General features: G+C 65.7%; 16 protein-coding genes. 7 read left to right on the forward strand and 9 right to left on the reverse strand.

Annotation, left to right across the window (positions count from 1 at the left end; genetic code table 11):
* Positions 1-136 precede the first annotated feature (136 nt).
* From L0976_RS00375 to L0976_RS00385, 3 genes are read left to right on the forward strand one after another with little or no spacing between them, the layout of a single operon-like run.
* Positions 137-1,345, forward strand: coding sequence for an amino acid ABC transporter permease (locus tag L0976_RS00375; protein ID WP_234185562.1), 1,209 nt, complete (start codon positions 137-139; stop codon positions 1,343-1,345).
* Position 1,346: 1 nt separating this feature from the next.
* A complete protein-coding gene (locus tag L0976_RS00380) occupies positions 1,347-2,501 on the forward strand; it encodes an amino acid ABC transporter permease (RefSeq protein ID WP_203318943.1) in 1,155 nt (384 codons plus the stop codon).
* 16 nt (positions 2,502-2,517) lie between these two features.
* A complete protein-coding gene (locus L0976_RS00385) occupies positions 2,518-3,294 on the forward strand; it encodes an amino acid ABC transporter ATP-binding protein (protein WP_234185563.1) in 777 nt (258 codons plus the stop codon).
* Positions 3,295-3,373: 79 nt separating this feature from the next.
* Here L0976_RS00385 and L0976_RS00390 read toward each other — a convergent pair whose 3' ends face one another.
* Positions 3,374-4,348 carry a GlxA family transcriptional regulator gene (locus L0976_RS00390; RefSeq protein WP_203318945.1) on the reverse strand — a complete coding sequence of 325 codons (975 nt, stop codon included), beginning with the start codon at positions 4,346-4,348 and terminating at the stop codon, positions 3,374-3,376.
* Between the two features lie 285 nt (positions 4,349-4,633).
* On the opposite strand from L0976_RS00390, the gene L0976_RS00395 reads away from it, so the two are divergent.
* Positions 4,634-5,056 carry a BA14K family protein gene (locus tag L0976_RS00395; protein WP_203318946.1) on the forward strand — a complete coding sequence of 141 codons (423 nt, stop codon included), beginning with the start codon at positions 4,634-4,636 and terminating at the stop codon, positions 5,054-5,056.
* Between the two features lie 62 nt (positions 5,057-5,118).
* On the opposite strand, the gene L0976_RS00400 is transcribed toward L0976_RS00395, so the two are convergent.
* The 4 genes from L0976_RS00400 to L0976_RS00415 form a co-directional block, all read right to left on the reverse strand.
* Positions 5,119-6,747, reverse strand: coding sequence for a CTP synthase (locus L0976_RS00400; RefSeq protein ID WP_234185564.1), 1,629 nt, complete (start codon positions 6,745-6,747; stop codon positions 5,119-5,121).
* 145 nt (positions 6,748-6,892) lie between these two features.
* Complete coding sequence (gene secG, locus L0976_RS00405; RefSeq protein WP_234185565.1) at positions 6,893-7,381, reverse strand: preprotein translocase subunit SecG; 489 nt, start codon at positions 7,379-7,381, stop codon at positions 6,893-6,895.
* Positions 7,382-7,503: 122 nt separating this feature from the next.
* On the reverse strand, positions 7,504-8,274 hold the full coding sequence (gene tpiA, locus L0976_RS00410) for a triose-phosphate isomerase (RefSeq protein ID WP_234185566.1): 771 nt from the start codon (positions 8,272-8,274) through the stop codon (positions 7,504-7,506).
* A gap of 88 nt (positions 8,275-8,362) precedes the next feature.
* Complete coding sequence (locus L0976_RS00415) at positions 8,363-9,247, reverse strand: alpha/beta hydrolase (protein WP_234185567.1); 885 nt, start codon at positions 9,245-9,247, stop codon at positions 8,363-8,365.
* A gap of 209 nt (positions 9,248-9,456) precedes the next feature.
* On the opposite strand from L0976_RS00415, the gene parE reads away from it, so the two are divergent.
* Both parE and L0976_RS00425 read left to right on the forward strand, forming a co-directional pair.
* On the forward strand, positions 9,457-11,511 hold the full coding sequence (gene parE, locus L0976_RS00420; protein WP_203318951.1) for a DNA topoisomerase IV subunit B: 2,055 nt from the start codon (positions 9,457-9,459) through the stop codon (positions 11,509-11,511).
* A 69-nt stretch (positions 11,512-11,580) separates the two neighbouring features.
* Complete coding sequence (locus L0976_RS00425; RefSeq protein WP_234185568.1) at positions 11,581-12,012, forward strand: hypothetical protein; 432 nt, start codon at positions 11,581-11,583, stop codon at positions 12,010-12,012.
* Positions 12,013-12,110: 98 nt separating this feature from the next.
* Here L0976_RS00425 and L0976_RS00430 read toward each other — a convergent pair whose 3' ends face one another.
* The 3 genes from L0976_RS00430 to L0976_RS00440 all read right to left on the reverse strand — a co-directional run bounded on the left by L0976_RS00430 (position 12,111) and on the right by L0976_RS00440 (position 14,685).
* Positions 12,111-13,238, reverse strand: a complete 1,128-nt coding sequence (locus L0976_RS00430) for a DUF2336 domain-containing protein (protein ID WP_234185569.1) — start codon at positions 13,236-13,238, stop codon at positions 12,111-12,113.
* Positions 13,239-13,487: 249 nt separating this feature from the next.
* On the reverse strand, positions 13,488-14,096 hold the full coding sequence (locus tag L0976_RS00435) for a flavin reductase family protein (protein ID WP_234186184.1): 609 nt from the start codon (positions 14,094-14,096) through the stop codon (positions 13,488-13,490).
* A gap of 4 nt (positions 14,097-14,100) precedes the next feature.
* Entirely contained in the window at positions 14,101-14,685 is a 585-nt protein-coding gene (locus L0976_RS00440) for a nitroreductase (protein ID WP_234185570.1), read from the reverse strand.
* A gap of 105 nt (positions 14,686-14,790) precedes the next feature.
* Here L0976_RS00440 and L0976_RS00445 point away from each other — a divergent pair, with 105 nt between their 5' ends.
* On the forward strand, positions 14,791-15,777 hold the full coding sequence (locus L0976_RS00445; protein ID WP_370577047.1) for a hypothetical protein: 987 nt from the start codon (positions 14,791-14,793) through the stop codon (positions 15,775-15,777).
* A gap of 159 nt (positions 15,778-15,936) precedes the next feature.
* On the opposite strand, the gene thrS is transcribed toward L0976_RS00445, so the two are convergent.
* A complete protein-coding gene (gene thrS, locus L0976_RS00450) occupies positions 15,937-17,910 on the reverse strand; it encodes a threonine--tRNA ligase (protein ID WP_234185571.1) in 1,974 nt (657 codons plus the stop codon).
* Positions 17,911-17,914: the final 4 nt, after the last annotated feature.

Raw genomic sequence — 17,914 nt, forward strand, 5'->3', positions numbered from 1 at the left:
TCTCCGGCAAATGCGCCGAGCGCGCCGCGCCGGAATCTGCGCTAAACTGGAACGGGGATTTCCGCCTTCTGGAAAGGCGGAAAGCCTCCAGACAAACGCCCGGAAAACAGGGCGAAAGCAACGTCAGGGGAAATGCATGGCTCTTGCGGATGCCCGAACAGGGTCCGGCGAACCGCCGAAGGTATCTCTTCTCTACAATCCGGCACTGAGAAGTATCGTCTATCAGGTCGTGACGCTCGTGTTGATCGTCGCGGCCATCTGGTACGCGTGGAACAACGTCGTCCAGAACCTCGCCCGCGCCAACATGACGGCCGGTTTCGGCTTCCTGAACAGCCGCGCCGGCTTCGACCTCGCGCAGACGCTGATCGCCTATTCCAGCGACTCGACCTATTTCCGCGCGCTGCAGGTCGGCCTCATCAACACGCTCGTCATCGCCGCCGCCGGCATCGTCACCGCGACGATCGTCGGCCTGCTCGTCGGCATCGGGCGGCTGTCGCACAACTGGCTGGTCGCGCGGCTGTGCACCGTCTATGTGGAAATCTTCCGCAACATCCCGCCGCTGCTGGTCATCTTCTTCTGGTATCTCGGCGTCCTCGCCCTCCTGCCGTCGATCCGCACCATCTTCCAGCACCTCGAAGAAAATCCGGATGCGGTCTTCTTCGTCTCGAATCGCGGCATCTACATGCCGGCGCCGGTCTTCGGCGAAGGGTTCGGGAGCGTGGCGATCGCCTTTGCGATCGGCGTCGTGGCGGCCATCGCCTTCACGATCTGGGCGAATGCCCGCCAGAGCGCCACGGGAAGGCGCCCGCCGGTGCTGTGGGTCAATCTCGGCCTGATCGTGCTCCTGCCGCTCGTCGTCTTCGTGCTGGTGGGCAGCCCCCTCAGCCTCGACTACGCGGTGCCCGGCTCCTTCAACATGCGCGGCGGCATGGTCATCGGTCCGGAATTCCTGGCGCTCTACCTGGCGCTGTCGCTCTACACGGCCTCGTTCATCGCCGAGATCGTGCGTGCCGGCATCCGCGGCGTCTCCAAGGGCCAGTCGGAAGCTTCCTATGCGCTGGGCCTGCGTCCCGGCCAGGCGACGCGCCTCGTCGTGCTGCCGCAGGCGCTGAGGATCATCATTCCGCCCCTCACCTCGCAATATCTCAATCTCATCAAGAACTCCTCGCTCGCGGTGGCCGTCGGTTACGCCGACCTCGTCGCGGTCGGCGGCACCATCCTCAACCAGTCCGGCAAGTCGATCGAGATCATCGCGATCTGGATGCTGATCTATGTCTCGATCAGTCTCGTCACCTCGCTGTTCATGAACTGGTTCAACGCCAAGATGGCCCTGGTGGAGCGCTGAGATGACCGAGAGCATTACCTACGTCCGCAACCGGTTCCTCGAGGCGGAAAAGCCGCCCGTCTCCGAAAGGTCGGCCCTTGCCTGGATCCGCAACAACCTGTTCGCCTCCTGGAAGGACAGCATCCTGTCCATCCTCGCCCTCACGGCGATCCTTTACTACGTGCCGAAGGCGCTGAACTGGCTCTTCCTTTCGGCCGTCTGGACTGGGGCGGACCGCACCGCCTGCCTCACCACGGAACAGGGAGGCCAGCTTCCCGCCGGCTGGAGCGGCGCCTGCTGGGCCTATGTGAACGACCGCTTCGTGCAGTTCATGTTCGGCTCTTACCCGCGCGACGAGCTGTGGCGGCCGCTGCTGGTCGCCGCCCTGTTCGTGGCGCTGCTCGTCCCCCTCCTGATACCGAAGGTGCCACGCAAGGGGCTGAACGCCCTCCTGCTGCTGTTCGCCTTCCCGCTCGTCTCCTTCTTCCTGCTGCTCGGCGGGTCGTTCGGCCTCAGGCATGTGGAAACCTCGCTCTGGGGCGGGCTGATGGTGACGCTCATCCTCTCCTTCGTCGGCATCGTCATCTCGCTCCCCGCCGGCATCCTGCTGGCGCTCGGGCGGCGCTCGAACATGCCGATCATGAAGACCGCCTGCATCGTCTTCATCGAGCTGATCCGCGGCGTGCCGCTGATCACGGTCCTGTTCATGGCGAGCGTGCTGCTGCCGCTCTTCCTGTCGCCGGGCAACAACATCGACAAGTTCCTGCGCGCGCTCATCGGCGTGTCGATCTTCGCCTCGGCCTACATGGCGGAGGTTATTCGCGGCGGTCTTCAAGCCATTCCGAAAGGACAATATGAAGCGGCCGACGCTCTTGGTCTAAACTACTTCCACAAAATGACCTTCATCGTGCTTCCGCAGGCCATCAAGCTCGTGATCCCCGGCATCGTGAACACCTTCATCGGCATGTTCAAGGATACCTCGCTCGTCACGATCATCTCGATGTACGACCTGCTCGGCATCGTGAAGGCGAGCTTCGGGGATTCGGGCTGGATCACGCCGGTCACGCCGCTGACGGGCCTGATCTTCGCCGGCTTCGTGTTCTGGATTTTCTGCTTCGGCATGTCGCGCTACTCGGCCTTCGTGGAACGCCGGCTCGACACGAACCACAAGAGATAACTGAGAGGAAACAACAATGGCCAACCAAGCCCAGGCGCAAAAGATGGCAGTCTCCGCGACCGACGTCGCCGTCGAGATCGTCAACATGAACAAGTGGTACGGCGACTTTCACGTTCTGCGCGACATCAATCTCAAGGTCATGAAGGGCGAGCGCATCGTCATCGCCGGCCCGTCCGGCTCCGGCAAGTCGACGATGATCCGCTGCATCAACCGGCTGGAGGAACACCAGAAGGGCCGCATCGTCGTCGACGGCATCGAGCTCACCAACGACCTCAAGAAGATCGACGAGGTGCGCCGCGAGGTCGGCATGGTGTTCCAGCACTTCAACCTCTTCCCGCATCTGACGATCCTGGAAAACTGCACACTCGCGCCGATCTGGGTGCGCAAGATGCCGAAGAAGGAGGCCGAGGAGGTCGCGATGCACTACTTGAAGCGCGTCAAGATCCCCGAGCAGGCCCACAAATATCCCGGCCAGCTCTCGGGCGGCCAGCAGCAGCGCGTGGCGATCGCCCGCTCGCTCTGCATGAAGCCGAAGATCATGCTGTTCGACGAGCCGACCTCGGCACTCGACCCGGAAATGGTGAAGGAGGTGCTCGACACGATGGTCTCGCTCGCCGAGGAAGGCATGACCATGCTGTGCGTGACGCATGAAATGGGCTTTGCCCGCCAGGTCGCCAACCGGGTGATCTTCATGGACCAGGGCCAGATCGTCGAGGAGAATGCCCCGGCCGAATTCTTCGACAATCCGCAGCACGAGCGCACGAAACTCTTCCTCAGCCAGATCCTTCACTGAGAGCGGGTTCGGCATCGGAACGGGAAAAGGCGGGCCTTGCGCCCGCCTTTTCGATTCCGGGCGCGCAGCGCGGCGCTTGTCACTTCCCGCGCAATTCCGCCCGCAGTTTCAGCGGGCTCGCTCCGAAATGGTTGCGGAAGGCGCGCGAAAAGGCCGAGAGGCTGTCGAAGCCGCTGCGCAATGCCACGTCCTGCATGGAAAGCGACGTGTCGCGCACGAGCCGCTGGGCGGCCGTCAGCCGCAGGCGCAGGTAGTACCTGCCCGGCCCGATCCCGAGACGGCCGGCAAACAGCGTCTCCAGCCTGCGCGTCGAAAAGCCCAGCCGCCGCGCGAGGGCCGCGACGGTCAGCGGCCGGTCGATGGTGCGCTCCATCAGCCGGATGGCCGCGGCGAGCTCCGGCTGGTGCTCGCCCAGCCGGCCGAGCGAGACGAGCGGCTGCGCATCCGTCGCCGCATGGGTCTCGTCATAGACGAAGACGCTCGCAACATCGAGCGCGACGGCCGAGCCGAAATGCGCGCGCACCAGGTGCAGCATCATGTCGAAGGTCGGCGAGGCCCCGCCCGAGGTCCAGAGCGGGCCGTCGGTGACGAAGCGGTCGGCGCGCACGTTGAGCGCCGGAAAGGCCGCCGCGAAATCCTCCAGTTCCTCCCAGTGCGCGGTCGCATCGCGGCCATCGAGGAGGCCCGAGCGCGCCAGGAGCCAGCACCCCGATTCGATGCCGGCGACGATACCGAACCGGCGCGCCACCTTCTTCAGCCGCGCGACGAAGTTGCGGTCGGCGTGGCGGTCCTGGTTGAAGCCGGCGATGACGAGGAGCGCATCGCCGCTCGTCACGTCGGCAAAGCCGCCGTCCACGCGGATCTCCACGCCGCAGGTCAGCACGACGGGCTTGCCCTGCGGCGACAGGATCTTCCAGCGGAAGGCTGGTTCCGGCGTCACGCGGTTGGCCGCGCGCATGGGATCGAGCACCGAGGCGAGCGACATGATCGACGACTCCGGCAGAAGGGCGATGGTGACGTCGAGCGGCCCCTGCCGCGGCGCTTTTCCAGCCATGTGGAAATTGTCAAAAAAGATGCGGATTTTGTCAATCGGGAAAAATATGTTCGGGCATGATCGGCCTCACAGGTGATCCGGAGATGCAGCCGGATCGTGGTGAAGGCCCCTGTACCCCGAACACCCTGATCCGCGACCTATCGGAACGGGTTGGCGAGCCGAAAGGCGGACCAGCCCGTTTTTTTTTGGCACTTTGCAAATGAAATCAGGGGTGGCAGCGAAGAAGAGTGGAACCGTAGCGCCCTTCCCGCGTTGAGCAAGCGAACAAGCAGGAAAGGTTCCCCCATGTTGAAGCTGAAGTCCGGTCTTGCCGCAGGCGCACTGTCATTCGCCCTCGCCCTCACCTCCATCGTGCCCGCCCAGGCGATCACCTTCCCCCAGGTCCCCGTACCGGCGGCCTCCTCGGTGGAGAAGGTGCAGTACCGTTATGATCGCCGGGAGCGCAGGGCCGAGCGTCACTGGCATGGCCATCGCGGCTACCGCTATCAGCGCCCGGGCTATCGCCGCCATTCGGACGGCTGGTGGTATCCGCTCGCAGCCTTCGGCCTCGGCGCCGCCATCGGCGGTGCGATCAACAGCCAGCCGCGCGCCGGCAACGCCCATGTGAACTGGTGCGTCAACCGCTATCGCTCGTACCGGGCCTATGACAACACGTTCCAGCCGAACAACGGCCCGCGCAAGCAGTGCCTGTCGCCCTATTCGCGCTGATCGTCCAGCCCTGAAATACGAAAAGCCCGGCAGGAATGCCGGGCTTTTCGTTTGAACCGATGTCAGACGAGGCGGCTCTGTTCGAGCGCCGCCTCCACGAAGCTCGCGAAGAGCGGATGCGGGTCGAGCGGGCGGCTCTTCAGTTCCGGATGGTACTGCACGCCGATGAACCACGGATGGTCGGCATATTCCACCGTCTCCGGCAGGAGGCCGTCCGGCGACATGCCGGAGAAGACGAGGCCGCAGCCTTCCAGCCGGTCCTTGTAATCGACATTCACTTCATAGCGATGGCGATGGCGTTCCGAAATGTCCGTCGAGCCGTAGATGTCGGCGATCTTCGTGCCGCCCTTCAGCGAAGCGCGATAGGCGCCGAGGCGCATCGTGCCGCCGAGATCGCCGGAGGCCGAGCGCTTCTCCAGATCGTTGCCCTTCACCCATTCCGTCATCAGGCCGACGACCGGATCGGCCGTCTTGCCGAATTCCGTGGAGGACGCCTTCTCGATGCCGGCAAGGTTGCGCGCCGCTTCCACGACCGCCATCTGCATGCCGAAGCAGATGCCGAAATAGGGCACCTTGCGCTCGCGGGCGAAGCGCGCCGCGTTGATCTTGCCTTCCGAGCCGCGCTCGCCGAAGCCGCCGGGAACGAGAATGCCGTGCACCTTTTCCAGATATGGCGCCGGGTCTTCCTTCTCGAAGACCTCCGACTCGATCCATTCCAGCTTGACCTTGACGTGGTTGGCGATACCGCCGTGGTAGAGCGCCTCGATCAGCGACTTGTAGGCATCCTTGAGGCCGGTATACTTGCCGACGATGGCGATGGTCACCTCGCCTTCCGGCGTCTTGATGCGGTCGGAAACGTTCTGCCAGGCTTCAAGGCGCGGCTTCGGCGCCGGCTCGATACCGAAGGCGGCCAGCACCTCGTCGTCGAGGCCTTCCTTGTGATAGGCGAGCGGCACGTCGTAGATGGACGCGACGTCGAGCGCCTGGATCACGGCGGTCGGGCGCACGTTGCAGAACAGCGAGAGCTTCCTGCGCTCGGCTTCCGGGATCTCGCGGTCGGCGCGCACCAGCAGGATGTCCGGGTGGATGCCCATGGCCTGCAGCTCCTTGACGGAATGCTGCGTCGGCTTGGTCTTCAACTCGCCGGCGGCCGGGATATAGGGCATCAACGTCAGGTGGACATAGACGGCCGTGCCGCGCGGCAGGTCGTTGCCGAGCTGGCGGATCGCCTCCATGAAGGGCATGGCCTCGATGTCGCCCACCGTGCCGCCGATCTCGCAGAGCACGAAGTCGTAGTCGTCGTTGCCTTCGGTGACGAAGTTCTTGATCTCGTTGGTGACGTGCGGGATGACCTGCACGGTCGCGCCGAGATAGTCGCCGCGGCGTTCCTTGTCGATGATGTTCTTGTAGATGCGGCCGGTGGTGATGTTGTCGGTCTTGGTGGCCGAGCGGCCGGTGAAGCGCTCGTAGTGGCCGAGGTCGAGGTCGGTCTCCGCGCCGTCGTCGGTGACGAACACCTCGCCGTGCTGCGTCGGGCTCATGGTGCCCGGGTCGACATTGAGATAAGGGTCCAGCTTCCTGAGGCGCACGCGGTAACCGCGGGCCTGAAGGAGAGCTCCGAGTGCAGCGGCCGCGATGCCTTTTCCGAGGGAAGAAACCACGCCGCCAGTGATGAATACATATCGCGCCATGGGAGTCACCGGATACCTTTTCAAAATTGATTCCGCCACCGAAAAATCACCTTGGGCGTGATTTCGGAAGTCGCAATCGGCGTTTTACACAGAAGAAGGCCGGTTGGTTTGCGCCAACCGGCCGGTTCGTTTGGGTTTATGCGGCTTACTGGCCGCTCGGCACGCCGGCGTTTCCGCCCTCGCCCGTGGCGGCACCCGTGCCGGTGCCCGTCGTCGCACCGGAATTGGTCGACGTGTTGCCCGTGCCGGTGGCCGCGCCGCCCTCGGTCGGTACGGCGTCGGTGCCGGTCGTCGCGGGCGTCTGGTTGGTGTTGTTCTGCGTGCCCCGGCTCTGCTCGCCGCCGCCAAGCGCGTCGAGCACGCCGCCCGTGCCCGTGGTGCCGGGGATACGGTCGAGAATGTCGGTGGGCTGCGTCTCGTAGCGGGCGAGGATGCCCATGCCGAGCGCCAGGATGAAGAACAGCGTGGCGAGGATCGCCGTCGTGCGCGTCAGGGCATTGGCCGTGCCGCGGGCCGACATGAAGCCGGAGCCGCCGCCGATGCCGAGGCCGCCGCCTTCGGACCGCTGGATCAGCACGACGCCGATCAGCGCGACGACGACCATGAGATAGATGACGAGCAAGATGGTCTGCATGTTTTCCAGGTCCCGGCCAGGCGGCCCAAATTTCAGGTTTGCGGCTCAATATACCAAGCCGCGCGCCATTCCAAGCCCTTCCGGTCGATCCGCCCGCCTTTTGCGGGGCAGGCGGACAGGCCTCAGGCCGTCAGCGCTTCGTATGCGCGGTAGATGGCAAGGAAATCGTCCGATTTCAAGCTCGCCCCGCCGATCAGCGCGCCGTCGACATTGGCGACGCCCATCAATTCCTGCGCGTTGCCCGGCTTGACCGAGCCGCCGTAGAGAATGCGCATCGTCGCGCCCTCGCCGCCAAAGCGGGCGGTGAGTTCCGCGCGCATGAAGGCATGCGCCTCCTCGACGTCCGCCGCCGTCGGCGTCAGGCCCGTGCCGATCGCCCAGACCGGCTCATAGGCGATGACGGTGTTTTCCGCCGTCGCGCCGTCCGGCACGGAAGCGGCGAGCTGCGCCTTTAGCACATCGAGCGTCCTGCCGGCCTTGCGCTCGTCCCCCGTCTCGCCGATGCAGACGATGGCAACGAGATCGCTCTGGTGGGCGATCTCGGCCTTGGCGCGCACCAGCGCGTCGCTTTCCTTGTGGTCCGTGCGGCGCTCGGAATGGCCGACGATGACATGGGTGCCGAAGCAGTCGGCGATCATCTCGGCGGAAATGTCGCCGGTATGCGCGCCGGAGGCCTTCTCGTGGCAGTCCTGCGCGCCGATCTTCAGCGGGCTGTCGTCGCAAAGCGCGGTCGCGACGTAAAGCAGGGTCGCGGGCGGGCAGATCAGCGTCTCGACCTTCTGCGAAAGCGGCCCCTTCACGCCCTCGGCCATCGCCTTGATCTGGTCGAGCGATGCGCGCGTGCCGTTCATCTTCCAGTTTCCGGCGACGAGCGGTGTAACGTCCGGTGTCATGAGGCCTCCCAATCATACGTCTCGGTTGGCAAGCGGCGTAGCAAATCGGGGCCTGCAAGGAAAGGTGCGTTTTGCCGCCGGCCGCCGCCTACTGCGCAAACAGCCAGTTCAGCGTCTCGCGCCAGTCGGTCATGCGCACCGGCGTGCCGTGGCCGCCGGTCTGGAGCAGCACGAAGCGCGTCGGGATGCCGGCCTTCAGCAATTTGCGGAAGACGGCGATCTGGTCGTTGGCCGCATAGACGCCGTCGCTGTCGCCATGGGTGAAGAACACCGGCAGCTTCGCCTTGAAGGCCGGTGTCTTCGCATAGTCGCCATCCGCCGCCCCGCCCATCAGCACCATGCCGGAAAGGCTCCTGACCGCCGTCGCATCCCGCACGACGCGGGCGCAGATGAAGCTGCCCATCGAGGCGCAGGCGAGGATGACGGGCCTGTCCGGCGAAAGCGCCTTGGCCCTCAGGATGAGGCCGGAAATGCGCGCCGCGCCCGCATCGTCGAAGGACGGCACGCTCGGCGCGTAATAGACGCCGCCGTTCTGCACGGTGAGGTTCTTCAGGCGGTTGAAGTTGCCGCCGAAATTCCAGTCGTTGTTGCCGAGCCGCCGGTCGCCGCCCCGGCCGTGGATGAAGATGACGGTGAAGGACGCCCCCTCGCCCTTGCCGGTCATCGCCACGTCGATCGGCCCGGCGGGCGTATCCACCGTCAGGTTCTGCTGCGCCTTCTTCACCGCCGTCGAGACATAGGCGGACCTCACGCGCCGCTCGGGCACCTGGTCGCGGCCGTTGATGTCGCGCATCTCCTGGTAGTCGACGACACGCAACGCGCCGTTGTCCGTCGTCTCCACCACGGCGGGATATCCGAAGAGCTCGTCCTTCCAGGGCTTGAGCGTCAGCGCCGCGGCGTCTCCCGCGGCAAATCCGGCGAAGATCGCGGCCAGAACCAGCCGGCAAAGGCAATGAACTGTGGACTGAGGCATGAAGTGCGGCTCCTCTGGGCTGGCGATACTTGCCATCCGCCCGCGCGCAAAGCAATCCTCGCCCGGCGGTTGGTGTATCCCGACATCGCGAAAACCCACGGAATCTGGCAGAGTCGCCAGTGATTCGCTGACGACCTCATCCTTGCCAGGCCCCGATCCCGACGGATCGGCGGGAAGAACCGGCAAACGGAACAAACTCTGAACGGCCCATGCAAGACGACAACAACGACCTCTTCGCCAACATGCCCTCCGAACCTGCCCGGCAGCCCGCCGCGCCGGAGGAAAGCCCCGTGCCCGCCCGCGAGACGCGCGCCGCGCCGCCGGCCGAAGGCTCGGGCGGCTACGACGCTTCGGCGATCCGCGTGCTGGAGGGCCTCGAGCCCGTGCGCATGCGTCCCGGCATGTATATCGGCGGCACGGATGAAAAGGCCCTGCACCACCTCTTCGCCGAAGTCATCGACAACTCGATGGACGAAGCCGTCGCCGGCCATGCCAATTTCATCGAGGTTCACCTCGACGCGGACGGCTACCTCACCGTCACCGACAACGGCCGCGGCATCCCGGTCGAGAACCACCCGCAGATGCCGGGCAAGTCGACGCTGGAGGTCATCCTCACCGTGCTCCATGCCGGCGGCAAGTTCGACGGCAAGGCCTACGAGACCTCGGGCGGCCTGCACGGCGTCGGCGTGTCGGTCGTCAACGCCCTTTCCGACCATCTCGAAGTCGAGGTCGCGCGCAACAGGAAGCTCTACCGCCAGCGCTTTTCGCGCGGCAAGCCGGTCGGCGGCCTGGAGGAGCTCGGCGACGTGCACAACCGCCGCGGCACGAAGGTGCGCTTCCACCCGGATCCGGAAATCTTCGGCACGCATGCCCGCTTCGATCCCGGCCGCGTCTTCCGCATGGCCCGCTCGAAGGCCTATCTCTTCGGCGGCGTCGAAATCCGCTGGAGCTGCGATCCCTCGCTCCTGCCGGAAGGCTCCGAGACCCCGGAAAAGGCCGTCTTCCACTTCCCCGGCGGCCTCAAGGACTACCTGCAGGCGACGCTCGGCAAGGACTACACCGTCACGCGCGAGATCTTCGCCGGCAAGAGCGAGAAGTCGGGCGGCCACGGCTCGCTGGAATGGGCCGTCACCTGGTACGGCGGCGATTCGCTGATCCACTCCTACTGCAACACCATCCCGACGGCCGACGGCGGCACGCACGAGGCGGGCCTGCGCATCGCCCTCACCAAGGGCCTGAAGAACTATGCCGAGCTGACGCAGAACAAGCGCGCCGCCGCCATCACCACCGACGACGTGATGATCTCGGCGGTCGGCATGCTCTCGGTCTTCATCCGCGAGCCGGAATTCGTCGGCCAGACCAAGGACAAGCTCGCCACCGTCGAGGCCCAGCGCATCGTCGAGAACGCGCTGCGCGACCCCTTCGACCATTACCTTGCCGACAACCCCGCCGAAGCCGCCAAGCTTCTCGAATGGGTGATCGAGCGCTCGGAAGAGCGCATGCGCCGCCGCAAGGAAAAGGAAGTGAGCCGCAAGACGGCCGTGCGCAAGCTGCGCCTGCCCGGCAAGCTCGCCGACTGCTCGCAGAATTCCGCCGAGGGCGCCGAACTCTTCATCGTCGAGGGCGATTCGGCCGGCGGCTCGGCCAAGCAGGCGCGCAACCGCGCCAACCAGGCGATTCTCCCGCTGCGTGGAAAAATCCTCAACGTCGCCAGCGCCGGCCGCGAGAAGCTCGGCGCCAACCAGCAGATTTCCGATCTCGTGCAGGCGCTCGGCTGCGGCACGCGCTCGAAATACCGCGACGAGGACCTGCGCTACGAGCGCGTCATCGTCATGACCGACGCCGACGTCGACGGCGCGCATATCGCCTCGCTGCTCATCACCTTCTTCTACCAGGAGATGCCGGACCTCATCCGCGGCGGGCACCTCTACCTCGCCGTGCCGCCGCTCTACCGCATCAGCCAGGGCGGCAAGACGCTCTATGCGCGCGACGACGCGCACCGCGAGGAGCTGATGCGCACGGAGTTCAACGGCCGCGGCAAGGTGGAGCTCGGCCGCTTCAAGGGCCTCGGCGAGATGCTGCCGGCGCAGCTCAAGGAAACGACGATGGACCCGAGAAAGCGTACCCTTCTCAAGGTGGCGATCGACGACGTCGATTTCGAGGGCACGCGCACGGCGGTGGACGACCTGATGGGCACCAAGCCGGAAGCCCGGTTCCGTTTCATCCAGGAGCGCGCCGTCTTCGCCGACAACCTCGACATCTGAGGCCTTGCCGCCATATTTTCGCGGCAATGGCCGCTTCTAACCGGCATATCCGAGGCGGAAAGGACGGCCATGAAAGCTGCGCTCATCGTCATGACGATCATGGGCTGCGACGACAGCGCGACCCAGTGCCACTATATCGATACGGTCGACCGGAGCTGGCAGACCGTGGCGCTTTGCGACGCGCAGGCCGAGACCTACATCAACCGCCACCAGAACGCGAACTATCCCGTCATCGTCGCCGTTTGCGAAACGTCCGGCAACCGCATGACGGCCGAGGTGGCGGAACCCGCGCCCGATCCGCTGCCGGCGGAAACCGCTACCGGCAGCGAGCCCGCCGCCCCCGTGCAAACCGAGGAAGCAAGGCAGGGCCTTGCCGCCCGCACGCTCGCCCTGGTGAAAAGGGCCATCCCCGACGCCGCCTCCCTGAAGGCCGCCGTCACCACGCCGGTCCGCTATGCGGAAGGCGGCTATTCCTGGGTCGTGAAGCGGTTTGCCGATTGATCGATCGGCTTTGCAGTTCCGAGGCGAGGCATCGCGCTTCCAGCAGGCTTGCGCCCGGGACGTGACGACCTGCGTCATCCCCGGCACATCGGCCCCGGTTACGCCGCTTCCCGGGTCGCGATCAGCGCGTAGCTGCGCGCCGTCTGGCGCTGCTCGGCAATGGCGAGCCGCTCGACCAGTTCCAGCATGGACTGGCAGGAGGCGTTGCCAGCCGCGCGGGCGCGCGACAGCAGCCGCTCCGAGACGGAGAGCAGGCCATCCCCGCCCTTCGCCTCGCTGCGCCACAGCATCGTCGCCTCGGCGAAGAGCGCGCTGATGTCGCGCCCGAGGCCGGCGGTTTCATAGAGCGCCCGCACGGCCGCCTCGCGGCCGTCTGACAGGATGGAGCGGACCCGCCGCTCGGCCTGCCCCGAAAGATTGGTGATGGCCGCGGCGAAGAATTCCACCCGGCCGGTGCACAGCGCGTGCATGAGAAAGACGGGCGTCAGGCGACCGGTCAGGCGCAGGTGCTCCACCAGCGCCGGCATTTCGCTGTCGGCCACCTCTGCGACCAGGCCGATCGTCGCCAGGTCGCAGGCCTCCCGCGTGATGCGCTCGACCCGGCTCGTGCCGACCGCCGCCTGGATGAGGCCGAAGCCGGCAAGCGCCGAGCCGATCTTCTCGACAAGCGCATGGCGGGCGTCGCTCGGCAGGTCGTCCCGGTCGAGCAGCAGCGCGCGGACCTCGGCATCGTGGCCGAGCCGGTCGGCGATGCGCGCCAGGCTGCGGCGGGAGATCGCCGCGCCCTCGTTTTCCAGCAGCGCCAGCACATCCGGCACCTCGCCGACTTCCGCAAGCGCCGCCGAAACGGCCCGGGAGACCAAGGCGCGGTGCGCGATCAGCATGCGCGTCATGTCGCCGCCCTTGGCGGCAAGGTCCACCAGATCGGCATCCGTCAGCACGGGCGAACACAGGATGATGTGGGCGGCGATGTCCGGCTGGTCTTCCGCCAGCGGCAGCACGACGGCGCGCGGCGCGTCCTCGCTGTCGGCCAGCGCCTCGGCCAGCGCCAGCCGCACCTTGGGCGCCGGATCGTCGAGCAGGAAGATCATCGCCATCTCGGCCGCATGCCGGTCGTCCGGCGCGATCCGAAAGCGGGCATAGGCTCGCGCCAGCACGCTTGCGGCCTTCGCCCTGTCGGCGGCCCGCGCGGTCTCGACCCAACGGAGAAATGCATGAACGATCAATGGACGCCCCAAACGCCTGAAAACGCTACGGGCACCAAGCTAGCGGCAAAGTGTTTAAGATTGGTTCACCATGTCCGTTAACCGGACGGTGACACGATGAATGCCGCCCGGCGGTGGATCCTGCGGGTCAGCCCGAGAGTGACGAAGGAGGAGAAGGACGGAGGATTACCCGCGACGGCCCCAACGTCGAAAGAGCTGGAGACCTTGCCTCGCCGCCATCATCCTCGGGCTTGACCCGAGGATCCGCCTTCACCCGGCCTTCGGCCGCGTCATGGCGAAGACATCCGCCCCGCCGTCGCAATAGTCCATGTATCCCATGCGCCCGAGCGGCCGGGCGACGGCCATGTCGAGCATCCCGTCGCGAACGATCTCCGGGCTGATATGGATGCCGACGACCTGGCCGAACACCACCCAGTTGTCCGATTCGCGCCCGTCGAGGCCGAGCGGCCGCAGGATCTGCGTCGCGCGGCATTCGAGCGCCGCATGGGCCTCGCCGACATAGGGCGCATCGACGAGGCGCCCCGTGACCGGCGTCAGCTTCGCGATCTCGAATTCGTCGACACCGCGCGGCACGGCGAGCGAGCTCGCATTCATCTCTTCGGCCAGATGCCGGCTTGCCAGCGAGCAGGTGAAGACGCCCGTCTCCTCGATATTCGCCACGCTGTCCTTGTGGCCGCTGGAGGAAAACATGACGAGCTTCGGCCTGTCGCTCACCGCGTTGAAGAACGAATAGGGCGAAAGATTCCGCCGCCCGTCCTTCGCCTTCGTGCCGATCCAGCCGATCGGGCGCGGCGCGACGATGGCCTTGAAGGGATCGTGCTTCAGGCCGTGGGCGTTCGCCGCGGTCTCGTAGAACAGTGCGTCAGGCGTCATCGCCCACCCATGTGACGATCTCGGCAAGCTCCGGCCGCGGCCGCTCGGTCGGCGGAACGGTCGGCGTGCCGATATGGATGAATCCGGCGACCTTCTCGCCCGGCTCGACGCCGAGGATGGGATGGGCGCGCTCGTCGAAGGCATACCATTCCGTCAGCCAGTTCGAGGCGAAGCCATGGGCGTTCGCCGCCATCACGAGGTTGAGGCAGACGGCGCCGGCCGACATGACCTGCTCCCATTCCGGGATCTTGAAATGCGGCGCCGCGCGGCTGACGACGGCGATCACCACCGGCGCGCGGGTGAGCCGCGTGTTCTCCACCTTCACCATCTCCTCGGAAAGGTCCGGCTTGTCGGCGAGCGCGATCCCGGCCAGCGCCTCGCTGATCCGCCGGCGTTCCTCGCCGCGATAGACGATGAAGCGCCAGGGCGCGAGCTTGCCGTGGTCCGGCACGCGCGAGGCGAGCTTCAGCATCTCCTCCACCTCGCTTTTCGAGGGGCCGGGCGCGCTCATCTGGAAGGCGGGGATCGACCGGCGGGTCGAAAGATAATCGATCAGCTTTATTTCGGTTTTCATCGCGAGGGAGTTCCAATATCGTGCCGCCGGCGCGGCCTTGAAAATGCCATTAGCCGGGCCTTCAAGTGGAGCCTTACAGTCAGGAAGTCAACCGTTCCCATGCGCATGCGTATCCATCCCGCCGCCGCCGCAGGCCTCGCCCTCGCGAGCCTTGCCGCCTCTTTCGTGCCGGCGCGCGCGCAGGATTCGCTTGAGAGCTTCTCGCAGATCACCACGCCGCTGAAGGGCAGCAAGGTTACGTCCTTCAACCCCATCGTCACCGGCGAGGCGACGCCGCGCAACCTCAGGGACGTCACCTGCGAGGCGCTGCTGACCAAGGACGGCCAGCCGATGCAGCATGGCCTGACCTGGCGCGTCTTCTCGCCCATTCCGGCCGCCGACGGCAAGCTGCCGCTGCTGGCCACCTCCGAGGGCGGCACGGCCGCCTTCCACCTCGTTCCCGGGGAATATTTCGTCAATGTCGCCTTCGGCCGGGCGGGCGCGACGAAGAAGCTCGTCGTGCCGGAAGAGGGCTCCGTCGACAAGCAGGTCATGGTGCTCGATGCCGGCGGCATCATGCTGAACGCCGTCTCCGGCGCGGATGTGCGCATCCCGCCCAAGGAATTGAGCTTTGCGGTCTATTCCGCCGAGGTGCGCGAGGACGGCGAGCGCAACCTCGTCATGGACGACGTGAAGCCGAATTCCGTCGTGCGCCTCAATGCCGGCACCTACCATGTCGTTTCCGACTATGGCGACGTCAATGCCGTCATCCGCGCCGATATCCAGGTGGAAGCCGGCAAGCTGACGCGCGCCACCATCCAGCACCGCGCCGCCAAGCTGACGCTGAAGCTCGTCTCCGAGCCCGGCGGCGAGGCCATCGCCGACACGGCCTGGTCGATCCTCACCTCCTCGGGCGATACCGTCTCCGAAAGCGTCGGCGCGTTCCCGACGCTCGTTCTGGCGGAAGGCAGCTACATCGCCGTCGCCCGCAACAAGAACAGGATCTACCAGCGCGATTTCCAGGTGAAAGCCGGCGTGAACACCGATGTCGAGGTGCTGCTCGACGAGAAGGCGAACGACCAGAAGGCCGCCGCGCAGGACGTGGTGGACTGAGCGCCGGACAAGGGTGCCGAGCCCCTCATCCCGCTGCCGCGACCGTCTCCCCGCAAGCGGGGAGAGGAAGATGTTGCACCGCCCCTTGCCACAAGTCCCTTCTCCCCGCTTGCGGGGAGAAGGTGCCGGCTGGCGGATGAGGGGCAAGCGCCCCTCGCCTCAAGCCTTGCCCAGCTTGCGCTTCAAATCCGGCGGCATCGCCTCCAGCGACAGCGCCTCGATCGCCTCGTCGAGCGATATCGCCGTCTGGTTCTGCGAACCGAGGCGGCGGATGTTGACGGAGCGTTCCTCCGCCTCGCGCTTGCCGCAGACGATGATGACCGGAACCTTGGTCACCGAATGCTCGCGGACCTTGTAGTTGATCTTCTCGTTGCGAAGATCGGTCTCGACGGTCAGGCCCGCCTCGCGCAGCTTGTCGGCCACCTCGCGGGCATAGTCGTCCGCCTCGGAGGTGATGGTCGCCACGACCACTTGCATCGGCGCGATCCACAGCGGCATGTGCCCCGCGAAGTTCTCGATGAGAATGCCAAGGAAGCGCTCCATAGAGCCGCAGATGGCGCGGTGGATCATCACCGGCTGGCGCTTTTCCGACGCCTGGTCGATGTAGAAGGCGCCGAAGCGTTCCGGCAGGTTGAAGTCGACCTGCGTGGTGCCGCACTGCCATTCGCGGCCGATGGCGTCCTTCAGCGTGTATTCGAACTTCGGCCCGTAGAACGCGCCCTCGCCCGGCAGGATGCCGGTCTTGATGCGCCCGCCGGACTGCGCCTCGATCTGCTTCAGCACGTCCATCATGACGCTTTCCGCGCGATCCCAAAGCGCATCGGAACCGACGCGCTTTTCCGGGCGGGTGGAGAGCTTCACCACGACCTCGTCGAAGCCGAAGTCCTTGTAGACCGAGAGGATGAGGTCGTTGATGCGCAGGCATTCGGCCGCCATCTGCTCGTCGGTGCAGAAGACATGCGCATCGTCCTGCGTGAAGCCGCGCACGCGCATCAGCCCGTGCAGCGCGCCGGACGGCTCATAGCGATGCACGTTGCCGAATTCCGCAAGGCGGACGGGTAGTTCGCGGTAGGACTTCAAGCCATGCTTGAAGATCTGCACATGGCCCGGGCAGTTCATCGGCTTCAGCGCGAAGACGCGCTCGTCGTCGGTCTCGTCGCCGGCGACGGTCACCTTGAACATGTTGTCGCGATACCAGCCCCAGTGGCCGGAGGTCTCCCACAGCGACTTGTCGAGCACCTGCGGCGCGTTCACCTCCTCATAGGTGCCCGCGAGGCGACGGCGCATATAGGCGACGAGCGTCTGGAACATGCGCCAGCCCTTGCCGTGCCAGAAGACGACGCCCGGTCCTTCCTCCTGGAAATGGAACAGGTCCATTTCGCGCCCGAGGCGGCGATGGTCGCGCTTCTCGGCCTCGGCGAGGATGTTGAGATAGGTGTCGAGCTCCTCCTGCGTGCGCCAGGCGGTGCCGTAGATGCGCGTCAGCATCGGATTGTTCGAATCGCCGCGCCAATAGGCGCCCGCGACCTTCATCAGCTTGAAGGCCGTGCCGATCTGGCCGGTGGCGGCCATGTGCGGGCCGCGACACAGGTCGAACCAGTCGCCCTGGTAGTAGATCTTGAGGTCCTGCCCCTCGGGGATCGCATCGACCAGCTCGACCTTGTACTTCTCGCCCTTGGAGGAGAAGACCTCCTTGGCCTTGTCGCGCGACCAGACTTCCTTGGTGAAGGGCTTGTTGCGCTGGATGATCTCCTTCATGCGCTTTTCGATCTTCGGCAGATCGTCGGGCGTGAAGGGCTCGTCCTTGGCGAAGTCGTAGTAGAAGCCGTTGTCGATGACCGGGCCGATCGTCACCTGCGTGCCGGGCCACAGCTCCTGCACGGCCTCGGCCATCACATGGGCGGCGTCGTGGCGGATGAGTTCCAGCGCGCGGTCGTCCTCGCGGGTGACGATCTCGATCCGCCCGTTGGAAACGGGATCGGAGAGATCGCGCAGCTCGCCGTCGAGCGCAATCGCGACCGCCTTCTTGGCCAGCGACTTGGAAATCGCCTCAGCCACGTCACGCCCGGTCGAGCCCGCGGGATAATCGCGGACGGAACCGTCGGGAAAAGTCAGGGAAACAGGTGCAGACATTCAA

This window comes from Shinella sp. NM-101 (assembly GCF_021401195.1).
Lineage (GTDB): Bacteria > Pseudomonadota > Alphaproteobacteria > Rhizobiales > Rhizobiaceae > Shinella.

Coding starts and splice junctions, on each gene's coding strand:
- L0976_RS00375 (WP_234185562.1), top strand. CDS start 137: ATGGCTCTTGCGGATGCCCGAACAGGGTCCGGCGAACCGCCGAAGGTA.
- L0976_RS00380 (WP_203318943.1), top strand. CDS start 1,347: ATGACCGAGAGCATTACCTACGTCCGCAACCGGTTCCTCGAGGCGGAA.
- L0976_RS00385 (WP_234185563.1), top strand. CDS start 2,518: ATGGCCAACCAAGCCCAGGCGCAAAAGATGGCAGTCTCCGCGACCGAC.
- L0976_RS00390 (WP_203318945.1), bottom strand. CDS start 4,348: ATGGCTGGAAAAGCGCCGCGGCAGGGGCCGCTCGACGTCACCATCGCC.
- L0976_RS00395 (WP_203318946.1), top strand. CDS start 4,634: ATGTTGAAGCTGAAGTCCGGTCTTGCCGCAGGCGCACTGTCATTCGCC.
- L0976_RS00400 (WP_234185564.1), bottom strand. CDS start 6,747: ATGGCGCGATATGTATTCATCACTGGCGGCGTGGTTTCTTCCCTCGGA.
- secG (WP_234185565.1), bottom strand. CDS start 7,381: ATGCAGACCATCTTGCTCGTCATCTATCTCATGGTCGTCGTCGCGCTG.
- tpiA (WP_234185566.1), bottom strand. CDS start 8,274: ATGACACCGGACGTTACACCGCTCGTCGCCGGAAACTGGAAGATGAAC.
- L0976_RS00415 (WP_234185567.1), bottom strand. CDS start 9,247: ATGCCTCAGTCCACAGTTCATTGCCTTTGCCGGCTGGTTCTGGCCGCG.
- parE (WP_203318951.1), top strand. CDS start 9,457: ATGCAAGACGACAACAACGACCTCTTCGCCAACATGCCCTCCGAACCT.
- L0976_RS00425 (WP_234185568.1), top strand. CDS start 11,581: ATGAAAGCTGCGCTCATCGTCATGACGATCATGGGCTGCGACGACAGC.
- L0976_RS00440 (WP_234185570.1), bottom strand. CDS start 14,685: ATGAAAACCGAAATAAAGCTGATCGATTATCTTTCGACCCGCCGGTCG.
- L0976_RS00445 (WP_370577047.1), top strand. CDS start 14,791: ATGCGTATCCATCCCGCCGCCGCCGCAGGCCTCGCCCTCGCGAGCCTT.
- thrS (WP_234185571.1), bottom strand. CDS start 17,910: ATGTCTGCACCTGTTTCCCTGACTTTTCCCGACGGTTCCGTCCGCGAT.